The sequence below is a fragment of the Acetobacter ghanensis genome, from assembly GCF_001499675.1.
Taxonomy (GTDB): domain Bacteria; phylum Pseudomonadota; class Alphaproteobacteria; order Acetobacterales; family Acetobacteraceae; genus Acetobacter; species Acetobacter ghanensis.
On sequence record NZ_LN609302.1, the window covers coordinates 2,141,400 to 2,156,467 of the forward strand.

The following is a 15,068-nucleotide window of genomic DNA, read 5'->3' on the forward strand; positions in this document are numbered from 1 at the left end:
AAACCTCATGTCCAACCCCGGTGCCTCTGACGAAACGCCTGTCCGTTCCATTTCTCAGCTTGCCGAACTGCTTGCACAGGGCTGCAAACCGCGTGATGCGTGGCGCATAGGCACCGAGCACGAAAAATTCGGTTTTGTGCGCCCTGAAGCCACTGTGGGCGAGAACGCACCGCAGGCGGACCACGCGGCTTACGCATCACCGCCCTACGCCCCACAGGGCATAGAAAGCCTGCTGCGCAACCTCCATAAATCCGAACCGGATGACTGGACCTCCGTGCTGGATAACGGCCACATTATTGGCCTTAAAGGTCAGGGTGAAGCCGCGGGCGCTGCTATTTCCCTCGAACCGGCGGGGCAGTTTGAGCTTTCTGGCGCGCCCCTGCGCACCCTGCATGAAACAGCGGAAGAACTGGCCCGCCATTTTGATGCCGTGCGCCCGCTGGCGCGCAAGCTGGGGCTGGGTTTTTCTCCCTTGGGCTTCCACCCCACTGCCACGCGCGCGCAACAGCCGTGGATGCCCAAAACACGCTACGGCATTATGCGGGACTACATGCCCAAGGTCGGCACCCTTGGGCTGGACATGATGCAGCGCACCTGCACCGTGCAGGTTAATCTGGACTTTGGCTCCGAGCAGGACATGGTGCGCAAAATGCAGGTCTCCATGGCGCTGCAACCTGTGGCCACCGCCCTGTTTGCCAACTCTCCGTTTGTGGAGGGCAAGCCCAACAACTTCCTGTCCAACCGTGCGCGGGTCTGGACCGATACGGACAATGCCCGCTCGGGTATGCCTGCCTGTGTGTTTGAAAAAGACTTCAGCTTTGAACGCTATGTGGAATGGGCGCTGGATGTGCCCATGTACTTCATCATGCGGGATGGCAAAATGCGGAACGTGGCAGGCCGCTCCTTCCGCGCATGGATGCAGGGCGACCGGCAGGACGGGCTGGAAGATGTCACCCCGACTCTGGGGGATTTTGAGGACCACCTGACAACCGCCTTCCCCGATGTGCGGCTCAAACAGTTTATTGAAATGCGCGGAGCCGATGCCGGTTCGCCCGAAATGATGATGGCCCTGCCCGCTCTATGGACCGGCCTGCTCTATGACGATGCTGCGCTTGAAGCCGCATGGGAGCTGGTCCGCACCCACCCGTGGGAAGATTACATCAAACTGCGCGAACTCGTCCCCATGATGGGGCTGGATACGCCGTGGGGTGAAGGGACGGTCCGTGATCTGGCGGCCCATATGCTGTCCATCGCCATGGATGGTTTGCAGAACCGCGATATGGTGGACGAGCACAGCCAGACGAGTGAGTGGGTGTACCTTGCTCCGCTTACCGCACTGGCCGCAGGTGCCCCCACACAGGCCGAACACTGGCTGGAACGTTATTATGGCCCGTGGATGGGAGATGCCTCGCGCATTTTCCTCGAAAGCGAGATCTGACTACAGCAGAGACAGGAGCCTCTGTTCCAGTCTGGCGGACTGGACAGACGCCCTGAGTTGCACCCGTGCGCTCTGCCGTGCGGCCTGCCCCATGCCGGTGCGTACCCCCGGACTCAGCACATGAGCCAGCGCGCTGGCCAGTGCCTGCGCGTCACCCGCAGGCACAACCATACCGCCCCCATCCAGCATGGCTGCATCCAGCCCGGCCTCGGTTGAGGCCACAACGGGTACACCACACATCATGGCTTCGGCTGCAACGCTAGGCAGGCCCTCGTGGTCCCCATTTGCGGCCCGCACGCTGGGCACAACAAGAGCTACGGCGTGCTCAAGCTGCTGGCGCAGTTGCGCCGGAGACAGCAACCCGCAAAACAGACATGGTCCAGCCCCTGCGCCTGTTGCTCCATACTGGCCCGCATTGGCCCGTCCCCCGCCAGCACAACCGGCGGCGTCATGCCCTGCGCGGCCAGAATACGCAGGGCATCCAGCAGGACCGGAAGGCCCTTTTTTTCCACAAACCGTCCGGCAAAGACCAGTCGGTCAAAAGGCCCGCGCGCCTGCGCCACATCTTCCGTGCCAATAGCCAGCACTTCCAGCTTACTGGCAGGCACTCCCCGCTCGATGAGCTTGGCCCGCACACCATCGGATACGCATAAAAACACAGCGCAGTAATCCAGCAGCGCGCGCCACCGACGCTGAAAAATGGGAGCGGGAAAAACACGTTGGTAATGCCGGTCCTTGAAGGCATCCCCACCATGAAACGTAACAGCCAGCGGCAGCCCCAGCTGCTTGGCTATGGGCAGCGCCAACGCGCCCCCCGCCCAAATTGGGCATGTACCACAACGGGCGATAGGTCAGCCACAGCGCGGCCAGCCCCCCACCCCATCTGCCTGAACGCCAGCCGCTGGAGTGGCCCCAACATGCGGCCTTCCCCAACAATGCGCATGGCGCTGGCAATATCCGCCGGAGGGTTGTCCCTATGGCAGCCGACCCAGTAAGGCAGAAGGGAATTGAACGCCATATACTGGCGGCGCATGAAGGCCTTTTCGGAGGCAGGTAAAATCCTGTCCCGGTAAACAAGGCACGTCTTCATGGCATACTCCCTTGGCTGCTGGCGCTTTTGGGCATCCTATGCCGGGCGCCGGACCAGCAGGCGGCTTGCACTCAGCATTGCGGCAAAAAATGCCACACATCCGGCTACAAACAGGCAGTCACGGTTGGCGGCATCCCCCAGCAGGGTAAAAAAGGCGGCCACACCCATGGCGCCAACCGTCTGCCCGGCCTGCCGCGCGACCTGCACCATACCGCTCGCACCACCAGACCTATGCAAAGGGGCGGCCACCATCATCGCCCTGTTATTGGGCGGCTGAAAACACCCAAAGCCCCAACCGGCCAGAGCTGTACGCCACGCAATATCCCATAATGCAGGATGGGCAGGCAGCTGCCAGAGCAGGAAAAACCCCGTAGCCGTTAGCCCCAGCCCTATGGAGGACAAAACCCCCGCTGAAATGCGGTCGGCCACACGGCGAATAACCGGGGCTGAAAGCATAATGCCTATGGGCCACGGCGTAATAAGCAACCCTGTTTCCGCCGAACTTAGCCCCAGCGCGTCATGCAGGGTAAAAGGCATGGAAACAATGTAGAAGTTGGAAGCAATAAAACCACAGAACCCAGTACTGAACGCCACCGCAAAGTCTGGGCGACGCAAAAGGTCCACAGGCAAAATGGGGTGTGTAAGATGGGCCTCCCGCCGCATAAGCCATGCCCCAGCCAGCAAACCACAGGCCAGCAGCAGGAGCGATGCCGCCCAGTTCTGGGCATGGGCCAAACCATCGCCCCCCATAATACACGCGCCAAAAGCCACAACGCACAGCACACTGCCCGTTATATCTGGCATACGGGGCGCACGGGGCGTGTTGGGCAGGGCGTAAAACGCCATACCAAGGGCAGCCGCCCCCAAAGGCAGGTTAATCCAGAACAGCCACGGCCATGAGGCAAAGGTTAAAATACCCGCAGCGGCCGTTGGCCCCAAGGCCACACCCAACGCCACAACAAGGCCGTTAAGTGCCATGCCCCGCCCAATTTCGGCCTGAGGGTAAATAAACCTGACCAGCGCGATATTCACACTCATGATGCAGGCGCCGCCAATGCCCTGCAACACCCGTGCCCCGGCTAGAACGGGCAGACTGGTCGCCGTGGCGCACAGCAGTGATGCCACCATAAAAAGCAGGATACCCGCCCTGCACAGGCGCGCAAAACCGACCCGACTGCCAAGGGCCGCCAATGGCAGAAGGGAAACAAGGCTTGCCATCTGATACGCATTAACAATCCAGATGGAAGATGAGGATGATGCCCTCAGATCCTTTGCAATGTCAGGCAGAGCCACATTGGCAATGGCGTAATCCAGCAGAGCCAGAAAAACAGAAAGGGAAACGGCCAGCATGGCCCAGTTTCTGGCCGCCCCTTGCAGGCCGTCGAGGGATGGGGGGCTAACTGGCGGCTGCTGCGGGGGCGTCATACTAGGCTCTGGCTCCTTGTTGGGGGCACCATACTACCTGTGACAGACCTGTTGGCCCTTAACCGGCCCGCAGCAGATACCCTTTTTGTGCTAACCCTGACCTGTTGCGGTCAGTTATTCGCATAAGGGTTTTTGGTACCACGCGTTTGCAGTCGGATAGGCACACCCGGCAGGTCAAACGTCTCACGCAGGCCATTAACCAGATAGCGCTTGTAATCATCTGGCATCTGTTCGGCTCTGGTGCCGAACACAACAAAGGTCGGCGGGCGAGACTTAACCTGCGTCATGTACCGCAGCTTGAGCCGCCGGCCATCCACCAACGGTGGCTGATGGCGTTCCAGCATTTCCTCAAACCAGCGGTTCAGCGCACCTGTAGGTACACGGGCGTTCCACACCATCCACGCATCCCGCACGGCTGGCAGCAGTTTTTGCACGGCCGAACCCGTCAGCGCCGAAAACGTGACAACCGGCACGCCACGCATCTGGGCCAGAGAAATGCTCAACCGGTCCAGAATGGCTTTGCGTGTGGCCGTGCGGTCTTCCACCGCGTCCCACTTGTTCAGCGCCAGAACACAAGCACGCCCTTCACGCTCGATCAGACGGGCAATCTGGAGGTCCTGCTCATGCACACCAAGGGTTGCATCCAGTACCAGAACAGCCACTTCAGCCATTTTCAACGCCTCGATAGAGGCGGAAACCGACATTTTCTCCAACGCTTCATCAATACGGGCCTTTTTGCGCAGGCCTGCCGTATCCACAATTTCGAACGTATCGTCGCCATCATGCAGGGTTACAGCAATGGAATCACGCGTAAGCCCCGGTTCTGGCCCGGTAATCATGCGTTCCTCACCCAACAGGGTATTCAGCAATGTGGACTTACCTGCGTTGGGGCGACCTACAATGGCCACCTTGAGCGGCCCTGTGGGACGAATTTCTTCCTCCTCCGAGGCCTCTGGCTCGGGTGCCCATTCGTCCACTTCTTCTTCCACCTTATCGGCGGGTAGACGCTCGGCAATTTCCCACATCAGGTCGGTCACGCCTTCGCCATGCTCAGCGGACAGACCCAGCGGATCCCCCAGCCCCAGCCTGTAGGCCTCCAGCGCAGCCGCCGTGCCCTGACGCCCTTCCGCCTTATTGGCAATCAACAGGACCGGGCGGTTCTGGCGGCGTATCCACTGGGCAAAGTGCTCATCCGCCGGGGTAACGCCCGCACGGGCATCAATACAGAACAGAATAAGGTCTGCGTCCTGCACAGCACTTTCGGACGAGGCGCGCATACGGCCAAACAGGGTATCTGGCGCGGCCTCTTCCAACCCTGCCGTGTCAATCAGCCGCACGTGGCGGCCACGGACCAGCGCTACACCTTCCTTACGGTCACGGGTGACACCGGGCGTATCTGCCACAAGCGCCTGCCTGCGCCCGACCAAGCGGTTGAAAAGGGTGGATTTACCCACATTCGGGCGACCGGCAATAACAACAACCGGAAGGTCCCCCGTTGGTACGGGCGGGAGGGGGCGCATAGGCCTACGACGTTCAACCATAAGAGATCAGGTTTCCGTCATTTGTTACGATAAGCATCTGGTTGTCCACAACAATGGGCGGCACGAAGGAAACGGCCTCCATTGCATCAATAGAGATAATTGCCCCGGTTTTCGGGTCAATACGGACCATGCCATTTTCTGGCAGAGTACTCAGGCACACAAGCTGGCCACCCGCCATGATGGGGCCAAACCAGGTGACGATGTCCTTGCTTTCCTTAATCTTGCGGAAACGGCGAAGCTGGACAATCCAGCGCACATGGCCCGAAAGACGGTCAATACACGCAACCTGCTGGTCAAGGGTCACAACGTACAGCCAGTCCCCCACGCACAGAATACTGTTCTGCCCGGCGACGGAGCGTTCCCACACACGGCGGCCTGTACGAATATCCACCGCAGCCAGAACCTGCGCCATGCTGATGGCGTAAACAACGCTCCCAACAATAACCGGCAGGCCACGGACACAGTTGAGGTTGAGCGTACTGGCCTGCGCGCCAACGTTGCCGAGCATTTCGCTCCACACCACCTCGCCACTTTCTGCACGGAAGGCAATCAGATCCCCGCCGCCAAAGCCCGCCACGACAACACCATTGGCATAGGCCGGAGCGGCCTGACCAAATACGGTTGTTTCGGCCGCTGTTGCGGCATAGGTCCAGATCTGGCGGCCGGTGGCGGCATCCAGCGCAAAGAAGCGTTCATCAATGGTGCCAAAATAGACGCGGCCTTCTGCAATGGTCGGGGCAGAACGGCCCGGCGTACCAATGTCGGTCCGCCATTTGACCTTGCCGGTCGCAGCGTACACGGCAATGGTCTGCGAAATACCATCCACAATATACAGAACGTCACCATCCACCCCGATACCACCGCCGGTATTGCTGGAGTAGGACTTTTTGGGGCGCGGGTTAAACGTCCACACATGGCGCATGGCGGGCCATGTAAAGGCACGCACGATACCCTGCGCATCCATAATAAACAGGCGGCCATTATGCACCAGCGGTACACAGGACAGCATACCACGCCCAAGGGAACCAAGTGCGGCCCAAGCCATGAAGTCCGGCTGGGAAATACCCGCACCAATGGAGTGCTTCCAGCGGCGGTTAAGGCCGCCCCATGCGTAGTTGCTACCCGTATGCTCGGGCACCCGCCCATTGATCGGCCATTCAGAAACCGTAATTGGCGCTGGCAGCGTAATGGGGGTGTGGTCTTCCTTATCCACCATCAGCCCGGCGCCAGAAGACAGCACATCTGTCCGGTGCCCAGCTAGCAGGGGCTTCTTGTCGTCATCATCATCACCACAAGCGGCCAGTATGGGGGCCAGAGCCGCACCTGCCAGCAGGCTCCTGCGGGGCAGGCCGGACCGGACAACGGCGCCAATGTGTGTCTTGCTGCTCATGGTTTTATCCTGCTGACGGATCAAGGGCCTGCATCATATCCTGCGCCCGGTTGCGCACACCTGAAGGTGTTTCGGCCGAGTCCACAAGGGCAGACAGTTTTTTACGGGCATCATCCTTATGCCCTTCACGCACATCCAGAACGGCCAGAGCTTCCGCCGCAAGGCCATTCCAGACCTTGCCCTGCCCGCTCAATAGCGTAAGCCGGGAGCGCAGGGTTGGAATATCGCCCGTATCAAGCTGGTGCTGGCACCACAGCAGGGTTGCCACGCTCCGCAGTCCGGGGTCGGCTTCTGGGTCATCCTGCACGGCGTTCCATGCGGCCAGAGCGGCCTTGGTGTCTCCACGGGCTGCCTGCACGGCGGCTTCCTGCATCCGGGCCAGTGTTGCAACGCCCCGATCACCCGAGGAAGCCAGCTTTTGCAAAGAGTCCAGACCGCTTTGCGCCTTACCCGTAAGCACGATGGGGTCGCTCCCCACCTGATCGGGAAGATGGTCCGTCTGGCGCAGAGCGGCCAGATACGTGCCTGTTGCTGCCTGATCCAGAGCCTTGTGCTGTGCGACCTTCCATGACCACACGCCAGCGCCTGCCACCACAGCCACCACAACGGCAACTGCTGCGCCAGCGTAACGCCGGGCGACCGCACGCATGCGTTCAGCCTTCAGCTCTTCGTCAACTTCCCGGTAAATATCCTCTGCCACGATCCGGCCCGTTCCTGTTCCTGCCAATGCACACCTGTCCGCTATGGGCATATCTGCCCCAGCCGGACGCATCATACAAGGCGCAGCATGTGTGTTGTGCGCCTGTTATACCGCCTTCCGGGGCAACAGGCAGCACCTCAAAAGCAGAAAAGCGCCTTAGTGGGCCGCTTTTTGCAGCTTTGCGCCACCAGCCTTGAGGGCTGATGTCAACTGGGTAAAGTTTGCACCAATGCGCTGCTGCACGGCGGTGCTTCCCTCGTGAATATGGGCAATCTTGTCCCGCGCGTCGTTACTGATTGCGGTTTCTTCTTTGACCGCAGCCTTGGAGACGCAGGCGTGATAGGTCCGGGCAGCTTTTTCGTACGCGCTGACCTTATCCACGCTGGCGTTATATTTTTCCACGCTGGACACATCGACCGCAGGCGCTTCCGGCTCCGTACCACAGGCCGAAGGCACCCAGACCCGCTGCTCCGCCGCATGGGCCGGAACACACGCCACCACAGCAGCCAACCCCATAATGGAAGCCAGCAAAAACCCTTTCTGCACCATTGCAAACACCCTTATTGTCCAAACAGCGGACCCAAACCACATGCCAGCCCCATATGAGCTGACCACCTTGCAGTTCAACACGTTATCTTCTGGCATACGCGCGGCAAATGTCCATATCCCCTGTGCTTGGAAAAGACGTAAAGAGCCAGTATAGCCCCTTGGTATGCGCATTCTTTTTATTACGGCCACACGTCTGGGGGATGCGGTTCTTTCCACCGGCATTCTCAACGCTCTTCTGCAACAGTGGCCCAAGGCCCGCATAACTGTTGCCTGTGGACCTGTTGCCGCCGGACTATTCCGCCATATGCCCGGACTCGACCAGGTTCTGGTCATGCGCAAGCGCACGTATGACCGGCACTGGCTGGACCTGTGGAAAGCCTGCGTTCCCACCCGGTGGGATATGACGGTAGATTTACGTGGCTCCATCATCACTTTTTTCCTCCGCTCTGGCCGTCGGTTGGTCATGCGTGGGGGGCGCAGACCCGGACGGAGGGTTGAGCATCTGGGGGCGGTTTTGGGTCTTTCCCCCGCGCCATTGCCGACTGTGTGGCTGAATGCGGCGGACCAGCAGGTGGCTGCACGTATTATTCCTCCATCATCCAGCAGCGCGCCGATTATTGCCCTTGGCCCCACCGCCAACTGGAGCGGTAAAATCTGGCCCACAGCGCATTATGCTCCGTTATGGCAACAGCTTGCCGCGGCCTATCCCTCTGCCCGTCCCGCCATTTTTTATGGTCCCGGCCCGCAGGAAGCGGCACTGGCACAACCTGTGCTGGAAGCCCTCCCCCATGCCATAGACGCCGGCGGACGGTTTGAACTGACGGAAACCGCCGCCATGCTGGCCCGTTGCGCCCTGTATATCGGCAACGATTCAGGATTAATGCATCTGGCTGCGGCGGCGGGCACCCCCACCTTGGGGCTATTTGGCCCCTCCCGTGCATCGGAATATGCACCGAGTGGCAGGGTGACGCGTTGGGTAGAAGCCCCCGGACCGGAAGGCCATGCCCCCATTGCCGCATTAAGCGTGGAGCGTGTGGCCAGTGCGGCTCTGGCGCTCCTGCGCGAAACCCAGCCCTGACCATGCCGCCACTGGCCCGGCAGTATGCTCCGGTCTAGAGTTTTGCATCTTTGGCCTGTCCTTGCTGTAGGAAAGACGAACCATGCCAATGCCAGCCCCTTCCCACATTACCCGGCTTGAAGGCCGCACCATTATCAAACTCTCCGGACCAGACCGCGTACGGTTCCTGCAAGGGCTGGTTACGGCAGATATTGCTGCCCTCCAGCCCGGTCAGGCCACATGGTCTGCCTGCCTGACCCCACAGGGACGCTGGCAGGCAGATTTTTTTGCCGTATCCGACCCGGATGACACCTGCCTGCTGCTGGACTGCGCCACCGAACAGGCCGAGGCGCTGCGCACGCTGCTCCTGCGGTTTAAACTGCGCTCAGACGTGCAGATGGACCTGACCTCCCTCCCCGTTTACGCAGCATGGGGCAATGCCCCCAGCGTTGCCCTGCTGGAAAACGCCATAAGCGTGCACGACCCCAGACTACCCGCAGCGGGCTGGCGCCTGATTGCCCCGCCGATGGACACGGAACAGACCGCGACACAACTGGACTACGACCTCCACCGGCTGGCTCTTGGCCTGCCCGATGGGGTGCAGGACTGCGAACAGGGGCGCACACTCGCAGCAGAAGCCAATATGGACCTGCTGGGCGGCATTGCATGGAAAAAAGGATGCTACATGGGGCAGGAAGTGACCGCCCGCATGCACTACCGTACCCTGCTCAAACGCCGCCTTGTGCCCGTTGCCAGCACAGCACCGCTCCCTGCCCCCGGCACCCCGGTTTTGTACGAAGGGCAGGAAGTTGGCACGCTACGCTCCTCGCGCGATCATATTGGTCTGGCGCTGATCAAAGTGGATGTGGTGGACAAAACCCTGACATGCCTTGGCCATAACGTAGTTGCCCGCCCCCCGCATGGCTGCTACCTGCGCTGGGCAGCGCACCAGATGCACCCGCCACCACATCGGACTAGAGCCATGACCTACACCGCCCCCGACGCCCCAGTGCTTGACGCCATGCTCAGCAGGGTCAACTACGACGCCTCCGGCCTGATTGCCGCCATTGCCCAGCAGCATGACACGGGCGAAGTGCTGATGATTGCATGGATGAATGCCGAGGCCCTGCGTGAAACACTGCTGACCGGGCGTGTCTGCTACTATTCACGCAGCCGCCAGAGGCTGTGGCGCAAAGGGGAAACATCCGGCCAGATCCAGCACCTGCATGAAGCCCGGCTGGACTGCGATGCCGATGCCGTTCTGCTACTGGTTAACCAGATTGGCGTTGCCTGCCATACTGGCCGCAGAAGCTGTTTTTACCGCGCCTTCAGCCCGACCGGACTGGTGGAACTGACCAAGCCGGAAATTGACCCGGCGGAGCTCTACCACACCCACGGCTAAGAGCGGGGCCGCCCTACGCCTTCCGCGCGGCCAGCAGGTCCATAACGGCGCGGGCCGCCGCATCGGCTGGCAAGGCGCCACCCGGCCCTTCCAGCCCATGCAGGACCGTGGCAAACGCGGCTTTTTGGGCCTGTGCCACGGTCGGGTTTTCAAACAACTTCTGCACTTCACGCGCCAAAACCTCCGGCGCACAATTTTCCTGCAACAGTTCTGGCACAATCTCTCGCCCAGCCAACAGGTTGACCATGGCAACATGCGGCACGCGGATCAGCCTGCGCGCCATAAATGCCGTAAGCGGGTTAACTCTGTACGTTACAGCCATGGGCACGCCCGCCAGCGCCAGCTCCAACGTGGACGTGCCCGATTTGGTGAGCGCCGCACCTGCCGCGGCAAACGCATCGTGCTTGTCCTGCACATCCGTCACAATAACCGGGCGGACCGGCCAGTTCCTTACCGCCTGTTCTACCGTTGCGGCCACAACGGGGGACACGGGCACAACAGGAACCACATCCGGCATACGGGTTTTGAGAAGTGCGAGCATCTGCCCGAATACCGGCAACAGGCGCGGCACCTCTGACCGACGGCTACCGGGCATAAGCACAAGGATGCGCGCCGCATCCGCCAACCCATGCGTTGCCCTAAACCGCCCAGCATCGCCATCCCGCGCGCCGGATTGCAGGACCGGATGCCCGACAAAACGGGTTTTTAACCCGTGCCTGCCAAAAAACGCCTCCTCAAACGGCAGCAGGCATAACAGTTCATCCCACAGGCCGGGGAATTTGCGCACCCTCTTTTGCCGCCATGCCCAAACCTGCGGCGCCACGTAATGCACGCGCAAAATACCCATGCCAGCAATCCGCCTGAGCAGGCACAGGGCAAAACCGGGGCTGTCTATGGTTATGACCAGATCGGGCCTGTGTGCCGCTATATCGTCCACCGCCTGATTAAGCCTGCGTGAAAGCTGGCGCACACGGGGCAGAATTTCCACCAGCCCCATAACCGCCAGTTCCCGCATGGGAAAAAGGCTTTCAAACCCCTCCGCCTCCATCCGCACGCCCCCTACACCCGCAAAACGGATATGCGGGTCCAGCGCACGCAGCGCCTGAATCAGGCGGGCACCCAGCACATCTCCACTCGCCTCTCCGGCCAGTATCCATATGAGGGGAGAAGAAGGGGAAAGACTGACCATATTCCTACACCTGAAACACAACAGGGACACGCCACCATTCCGGCCTGATGCGGGATGCGCAACCCGTGATACGCAAAGAAAAACCTTTCCGCACACAAAAAGTCCGGTTTATGGCTGGGGGCACCCAACAACCAACCCAGTGTACAGGATATCTTCTGCCTCGTGAGTGTTCAGCAGTATATGCGTGAATGGACGGAACAGCCCGTCCGTAACGTTCTGGCCGGCATGGTCGGCACTTTTGCCCTTATTCCCGAAGTTATTGCCTTTTCCTACGCGGCTGGGGTCGCGCCGGAAGTGGGGCTTTTTGCTTCCTTTGTCATCAGCATTGCCATTGCCATAACGGGCGGTCGGCCGGGCATGATCTCGGGCGCGGCCGGGTCGGTCGCACTGGTTGCAGCCGATCTGGTGCATGGGCATGGCCTGCAATATCTGCTGCTGGCGACCCTGCTGGCGGGTGCTTTTCAGGTTCTGTTTGGCCTGCTGCGCTTGCAGAACATGATGCGCTTTGTCTCACGCGAGGTGGAAACGGGCTTTGTTAACGCACTGGCCATTCTTATTTTTTCTGCCCAGATACCGCAGATGCTGCATGTTACATGGCACACTTACGCCCTTATTGCGGTCGGGCTGGCTATTGTTTACCTGCTGCCGCGGCTGAGCACGGCCATTCCCTCCCCCCTTATCTGCATTCTGGTGCTGACCGGGCTGAGCTATGCGTTCCCCATGCCTATTCACGTTGTGGCGGACCTTGGCGCGCTGCCCACCGGGCTGCCCTCCCTCACCCTGCCCCACATTCCGCTGACATGGGACACGTTCCAGATTGTGCTGCCCTACGCCTTTGCCATGGCCATGGTTGGCCTGCTGGAATCCCTTATGACCGCAGCCGTGGTGGATGAGCTGACAGACACGCACTCCAACAAACGCATGGAATGCACCGGGCTTGGTATTTCCAACATTTTTGTCGGACTGTTCGGCGGCATGGCAGGTTGCGGGATGATTGGCCAGACCGTGGGCAACCTGCGCTATGGTGGGCGTGGCCGCCTGTCCACCTTTACTGCCGGGGCTTTTCTACTTCTGCTACTGGTTGCCATGCACAGGTTTGTTGCGCAGGTGCCTGTGGCCGCCCTTGTTGCCATTATGATTATGGTGTCCGTCAGCACATTCTCATGGTCCTCACTGCGTGACGTGGTGCGCCACCCCAAGCTGGCCTCCACGGTTATGCTGGTCACTGTTGCTGTTGTTGTGCTGACGCATGACCTTGCCGCAGGCGTTGCCTGTGGTGTGCTGCTGAACGGGCTGTTCTTCTCGTTTCAGGTCATGAAGCTGGTGCAGGTCTCAACGCAGGACACAGCAGATGGCACAACCCGCACCTACACCGTGCACGGCCAGCTCTTTTTTGCCTCAAGCAGCGTGCTGACCGACGCCATAGATTTTCACGACACAGCCACAAACGTGGTGATTGATCTGGCAGATGCCCACCTGTGGGACATCAGCGCTGCCGATACTCTGGAAAAAACCGCAACACGGCTTGAAGAGCGCGGAAAGACCGTAAGCATCGTTCATGCCGATGCGCGTGCGGCCAAATTGCTGGCAGCACTGGGCCACCCCAACCTGCTGGCCTGAACACGGCAGGCCGCCCGCCCTTATGACGAGGTCGGGCGGCTGCTTTTTTGCATTTTGGGCACAAAACGTGTGGCCAGCACCGCCGCTGCAATAGCCGCATAAATAAACGGCTCTACATGCCAGACCTTAAAGGCGATGCTGTAGTGCACACAGGCCAGCACCATGGCCAGATAAACGGTTTTATGCAGCGGTGCCCACCGCTTACCCAGCCGCATAATGGACTTGCGTGTGGATGTTGCGGCCAGAACGCACAGAATAATAAATGCCAGCAGACCAAATATCAGGAAGGGGCGGGTCGTAAAGTCCGTCCAGATCAGGGCCGGGTCAAAACCGCGCGCCCAGGTCAGATAAAGGGTTATGTGCAGGGCCGCATAGGTAAACGCCAACAGCCCCAGCGGCCGACGATAGACAATAAGGTTGATCCTTGTAAAACGCCGCAGGGGCGTCACCATCAGGGAAATCAGCAGGAACCGGAAAGCATACCGCCCGAAGTCATGCAGGCACTCCCGGTAAGGTTTTGGCCCTAGCCAGCCCATCCATGCTTCTGCCAGATCAAACACGGCTGGCAACAAAAACAGACCGTAAAGCAGAACCTGCCGCGCCAATGGCGACAAAGTATTGCGCCGTGCGCGACCAGCAACTGGTGGAGCCATGACCTGCCCTTTTCCTGACTGAACGTTACCTTACCAACCCACGCACCCAAGCCATGCGCGTTAACCTTGGAAAGACTTTGTGCGTTATGTCCATAATACGCAAAAATAGGCAGGAGTCTCTGATATCATGACCACAGCAAAAACAATTGGCTTTATTGGTTTTGGCGCCATGGCCAGCCGTATGGCGGCCAACCTGAAAAAAGCAGGCTTTGCAGCAATTGCCTACACCCCATCTGGCAAGGGGGGAGATGAGAGCATTGCCTTCCTGCCCACACCGGCGGACGTTGCCAAAACAGCCGATCTTGTTCTTGTGTGTGTACCAGATGATGAGGCACTGGCCGCCAGCATGTACGGCCCGCAAGGGCTGCTGGCAGGTATGCCCGAAGGTAGCCTGCTGCTGAACACTAGCTCCGTCTCGCCCGAAGCCGCACAGGCACTGCTGGAAGCTGGGCAGAAGCAAAAGGTCAGCGTTGTGGACTGTCCGGTTTCGGGCAGCACGCCTGAGGCTGAGACCGCTAATCTGGTTGTGCTGGCTGGCGGGAGTGATGATGAACTGGCCCGCGCCAAACCTGTGTTTGACGCCATTGGCCGCCTGACCATCCACGCTGGTCCAGCAGGGAGTGGCGCGCGGCTTAAACTGGTCATTAACGGCATTATGGGGGCCGGGCTGGCCGCCGTGGCCGAAGGCATTGCCTACGGACTGGCAGCAGGGCTTGACCGCTCCATGCTGTTTGACGCGCTGGACAACATGGCGGTGATCTCCCCCCACCACAAGCGCAAGATCAAAATGGCCAAAGCGGGTGACTTCTCACCCCAGTTCCCAACCCGTCTGATGCAAAAGGACATGCGCCTGCTCATGGATGCCTGCGCCCGTCTGGCCGTGCCTGTGCCCACCATGGCAGCAGTCACGCAGGAACTCTCACTAACCCGCCGGGCCGCAGCCGATGCCGATTACTCGGCTCTGATTGGGGTTTTGGAAAACATTGTCGCCAACGACCCGTAAGGGTTTGCACA

Annotated in this window: 13 protein-coding genes and 2 pseudogenes; 6 read left to right on the forward strand and 9 right to left on the reverse strand. The window is 60.0% G+C overall.

Features of this window, described 5'->3' with window-relative positions; all coding sequences use genetic code 11:
• The first annotated feature begins 7 nt into the window (after positions 1–7).
• Entirely contained in the window at positions 8–1,438 is a 1,431-nt protein-coding gene (locus AGA_RS10015) for a glutamate--cysteine ligase (protein ID WP_059024188.1), read from the forward strand.
• On the opposite strand, the pseudogene AGA_RS14190 reads toward AGA_RS10015, so the two are convergent.
• From AGA_RS14190 to AGA_RS10045, 7 genes and pseudogenes are all read right to left on the reverse strand, one after another.
• Positions 1,439–2,244: pseudogene (locus AGA_RS14190) on the reverse strand (glycosyltransferase). It lies immediately after the preceding gene.
• On the reverse strand, positions 2,229–2,528 hold the full coding sequence (locus tag AGA_RS14195) for a glycosyltransferase family protein (protein ID WP_231945784.1): 300 nt from the start codon (positions 2,526–2,528) through the stop codon (positions 2,229–2,231). Before AGA_RS14195 ends, AGA_RS14190 begins: the two are co-directional and overlap by 16 nt.
• Before the next feature lie 36 nt (positions 2,529–2,564).
• On the reverse strand, positions 2,565–3,953 hold the full coding sequence (locus tag AGA_RS10025; RefSeq protein ID WP_059024189.1) for an MFS transporter: 1,389 nt from the start codon (positions 3,951–3,953) through the stop codon (positions 2,565–2,567).
• Between the two features lie 110 nt (positions 3,954–4,063).
• Positions 4,064–5,473, reverse strand: a complete 1,410-nt coding sequence (gene der, locus AGA_RS10030; RefSeq protein ID WP_059024190.1) for a ribosome biogenesis GTPase Der — start codon at positions 5,471–5,473, stop codon at positions 4,064–4,066.
• 13 nt (positions 5,474–5,486) lie between these two features.
• Positions 5,487–6,884 carry a PQQ-binding-like beta-propeller repeat protein gene (locus AGA_RS10035; RefSeq protein WP_059024817.1) on the reverse strand — a complete coding sequence of 466 codons (1,398 nt, stop codon included), beginning with the start codon at positions 6,882–6,884 and terminating at the stop codon, positions 5,487–5,489.
• Positions 6,885–6,888: 4 nt separating this feature from the next.
• Complete coding sequence (locus tag AGA_RS10040; RefSeq protein WP_059024818.1) at positions 6,889–7,584, reverse strand: tetratricopeptide repeat protein; 696 nt, start codon at positions 7,582–7,584, stop codon at positions 6,889–6,891.
• 156 nt (positions 7,585–7,740) lie between these two features.
• Positions 7,741–8,133 carry a hypothetical protein gene (locus tag AGA_RS10045; protein ID WP_059024819.1) on the reverse strand — a complete coding sequence of 131 codons (393 nt, stop codon included), beginning with the start codon at positions 8,131–8,133 and terminating at the stop codon, positions 7,741–7,743.
• A gap of 163 nt (positions 8,134–8,296) precedes the next feature.
• Between AGA_RS10045 and AGA_RS10050 the strand changes: the two genes are divergently transcribed.
• From AGA_RS10050 to hisI, 3 genes and pseudogenes are all read left to right on the forward strand, one after another.
• Entirely contained in the window at positions 8,297–9,211 is a 915-nt protein-coding gene (locus AGA_RS10050; RefSeq protein WP_059024191.1) for a glycosyltransferase family 9 protein, read from the forward strand.
• Positions 9,212–9,299: 88 nt separating this feature from the next.
• Positions 9,300–10,052 (forward strand): annotated as a pseudogene (gene ygfZ / locus AGA_RS10055) (CAF17-like 4Fe-4S cluster assembly/insertion protein YgfZ); the annotation flags it as partial.
• A 120-nt stretch (positions 10,053–10,172) separates the two neighbouring features.
• Positions 10,173–10,592, forward strand: a complete 420-nt coding sequence (gene hisI / locus AGA_RS10060) for a phosphoribosyl-AMP cyclohydrolase (RefSeq protein ID WP_059024820.1) — start codon at positions 10,173–10,175, stop codon at positions 10,590–10,592.
• Positions 10,593–10,605: 13 nt separating this feature from the next.
• Here hisI and lpxB read toward each other — a convergent pair whose 3' ends face one another.
• Positions 10,606–11,781, reverse strand: coding sequence for a lipid-A-disaccharide synthase (lpxB, locus tag AGA_RS10065; RefSeq protein ID WP_059024192.1), 1,176 nt, complete (start codon positions 11,779–11,781; stop codon positions 10,606–10,608).
• A 180-nt stretch (positions 11,782–11,961) separates the two neighbouring features.
• Here lpxB and AGA_RS10070 point away from each other — a divergent pair, with 180 nt between their 5' ends.
• Complete coding sequence (locus AGA_RS10070; protein WP_194299256.1) at positions 11,962–13,401, forward strand: SulP family inorganic anion transporter; 1,440 nt, start codon at positions 11,962–11,964, stop codon at positions 13,399–13,401.
• 20 nt (positions 13,402–13,421) lie between these two features.
• Here AGA_RS10070 and AGA_RS10075 read toward each other — a convergent pair whose 3' ends face one another.
• Positions 13,422–14,054 (reverse strand): protein-methionine-sulfoxide reductase heme-binding subunit MsrQ, encoded by a 633-nt coding sequence (locus AGA_RS10075; protein ID WP_059024194.1) that lies wholly within the window; start codon positions 14,052–14,054, stop codon positions 13,422–13,424.
• A gap of 127 nt (positions 14,055–14,181) precedes the next feature.
• On the opposite strand from AGA_RS10075, the gene AGA_RS10080 reads away from it, so the two are divergent.
• Positions 14,182–15,057 carry an NAD(P)-dependent oxidoreductase gene (locus AGA_RS10080; RefSeq protein ID WP_059024195.1) on the forward strand — a complete coding sequence of 292 codons (876 nt, stop codon included), beginning with the start codon at positions 14,182–14,184 and terminating at the stop codon, positions 15,055–15,057.
• Positions 15,058–15,068: the final 11 nt, after the last annotated feature.

What these genes read in the sequence shown, in the direction of transcription:
- AGA_RS10015 (WP_059024188.1), top strand. Translation starts at nt 8, where the DNA reads ATGTCCAACCCCGGTGCCTCTGACGAAACGCCTGTCCGTTCCATTTCT.
- AGA_RS14195 (WP_231945784.1), bottom strand. Translation starts at nt 2,528, where the DNA reads ATGAAGACGTGCCTTGTTTACCGGGACAGGATTTTACCTGCCTCCGAA.
- AGA_RS10025 (WP_059024189.1), bottom strand. Translation starts at nt 3,953, where the DNA reads ATGACGCCCCCGCAGCAGCCGCCAGTTAGCCCCCCATCCCTCGACGGC.
- der (WP_059024190.1), bottom strand. Translation starts at nt 5,473, where the DNA reads ATGCGCCCCCTCCCGCCCGTACCAACGGGGGACCTTCCGGTTGTTGTT.
- AGA_RS10035 (WP_059024817.1), bottom strand. Translation starts at nt 6,884, where the DNA reads ATGAGCAGCAAGACACACATTGGCGCCGTTGTCCGGTCCGGCCTGCCC.
- AGA_RS10045 (WP_059024819.1), bottom strand. Translation starts at nt 8,133, where the DNA reads ATGGTGCAGAAAGGGTTTTTGCTGGCTTCCATTATGGGGTTGGCTGCT.
- AGA_RS10050 (WP_059024191.1), top strand. Translation starts at nt 8,297, where the DNA reads ATGCGCATTCTTTTTATTACGGCCACACGTCTGGGGGATGCGGTTCTT.
- hisI (WP_059024820.1), top strand. Translation starts at nt 10,173, where the DNA reads ATGACCTACACCGCCCCCGACGCCCCAGTGCTTGACGCCATGCTCAGC.
- lpxB (WP_059024192.1), bottom strand. Translation starts at nt 11,781, where the DNA reads ATGGTCAGTCTTTCCCCTTCTTCTCCCCTCATATGGATACTGGCCGGA.
- AGA_RS10070 (WP_194299256.1), top strand. Translation starts at nt 11,962, where the DNA reads ATGCGTGAATGGACGGAACAGCCCGTCCGTAACGTTCTGGCCGGCATG.
- AGA_RS10075 (WP_059024194.1), bottom strand. Translation starts at nt 14,054, where the DNA reads ATGGCTCCACCAGTTGCTGGTCGCGCACGGCGCAATACTTTGTCGCCA.
- AGA_RS10080 (WP_059024195.1), top strand. Translation starts at nt 14,182, where the DNA reads ATGACCACAGCAAAAACAATTGGCTTTATTGGTTTTGGCGCCATGGCC.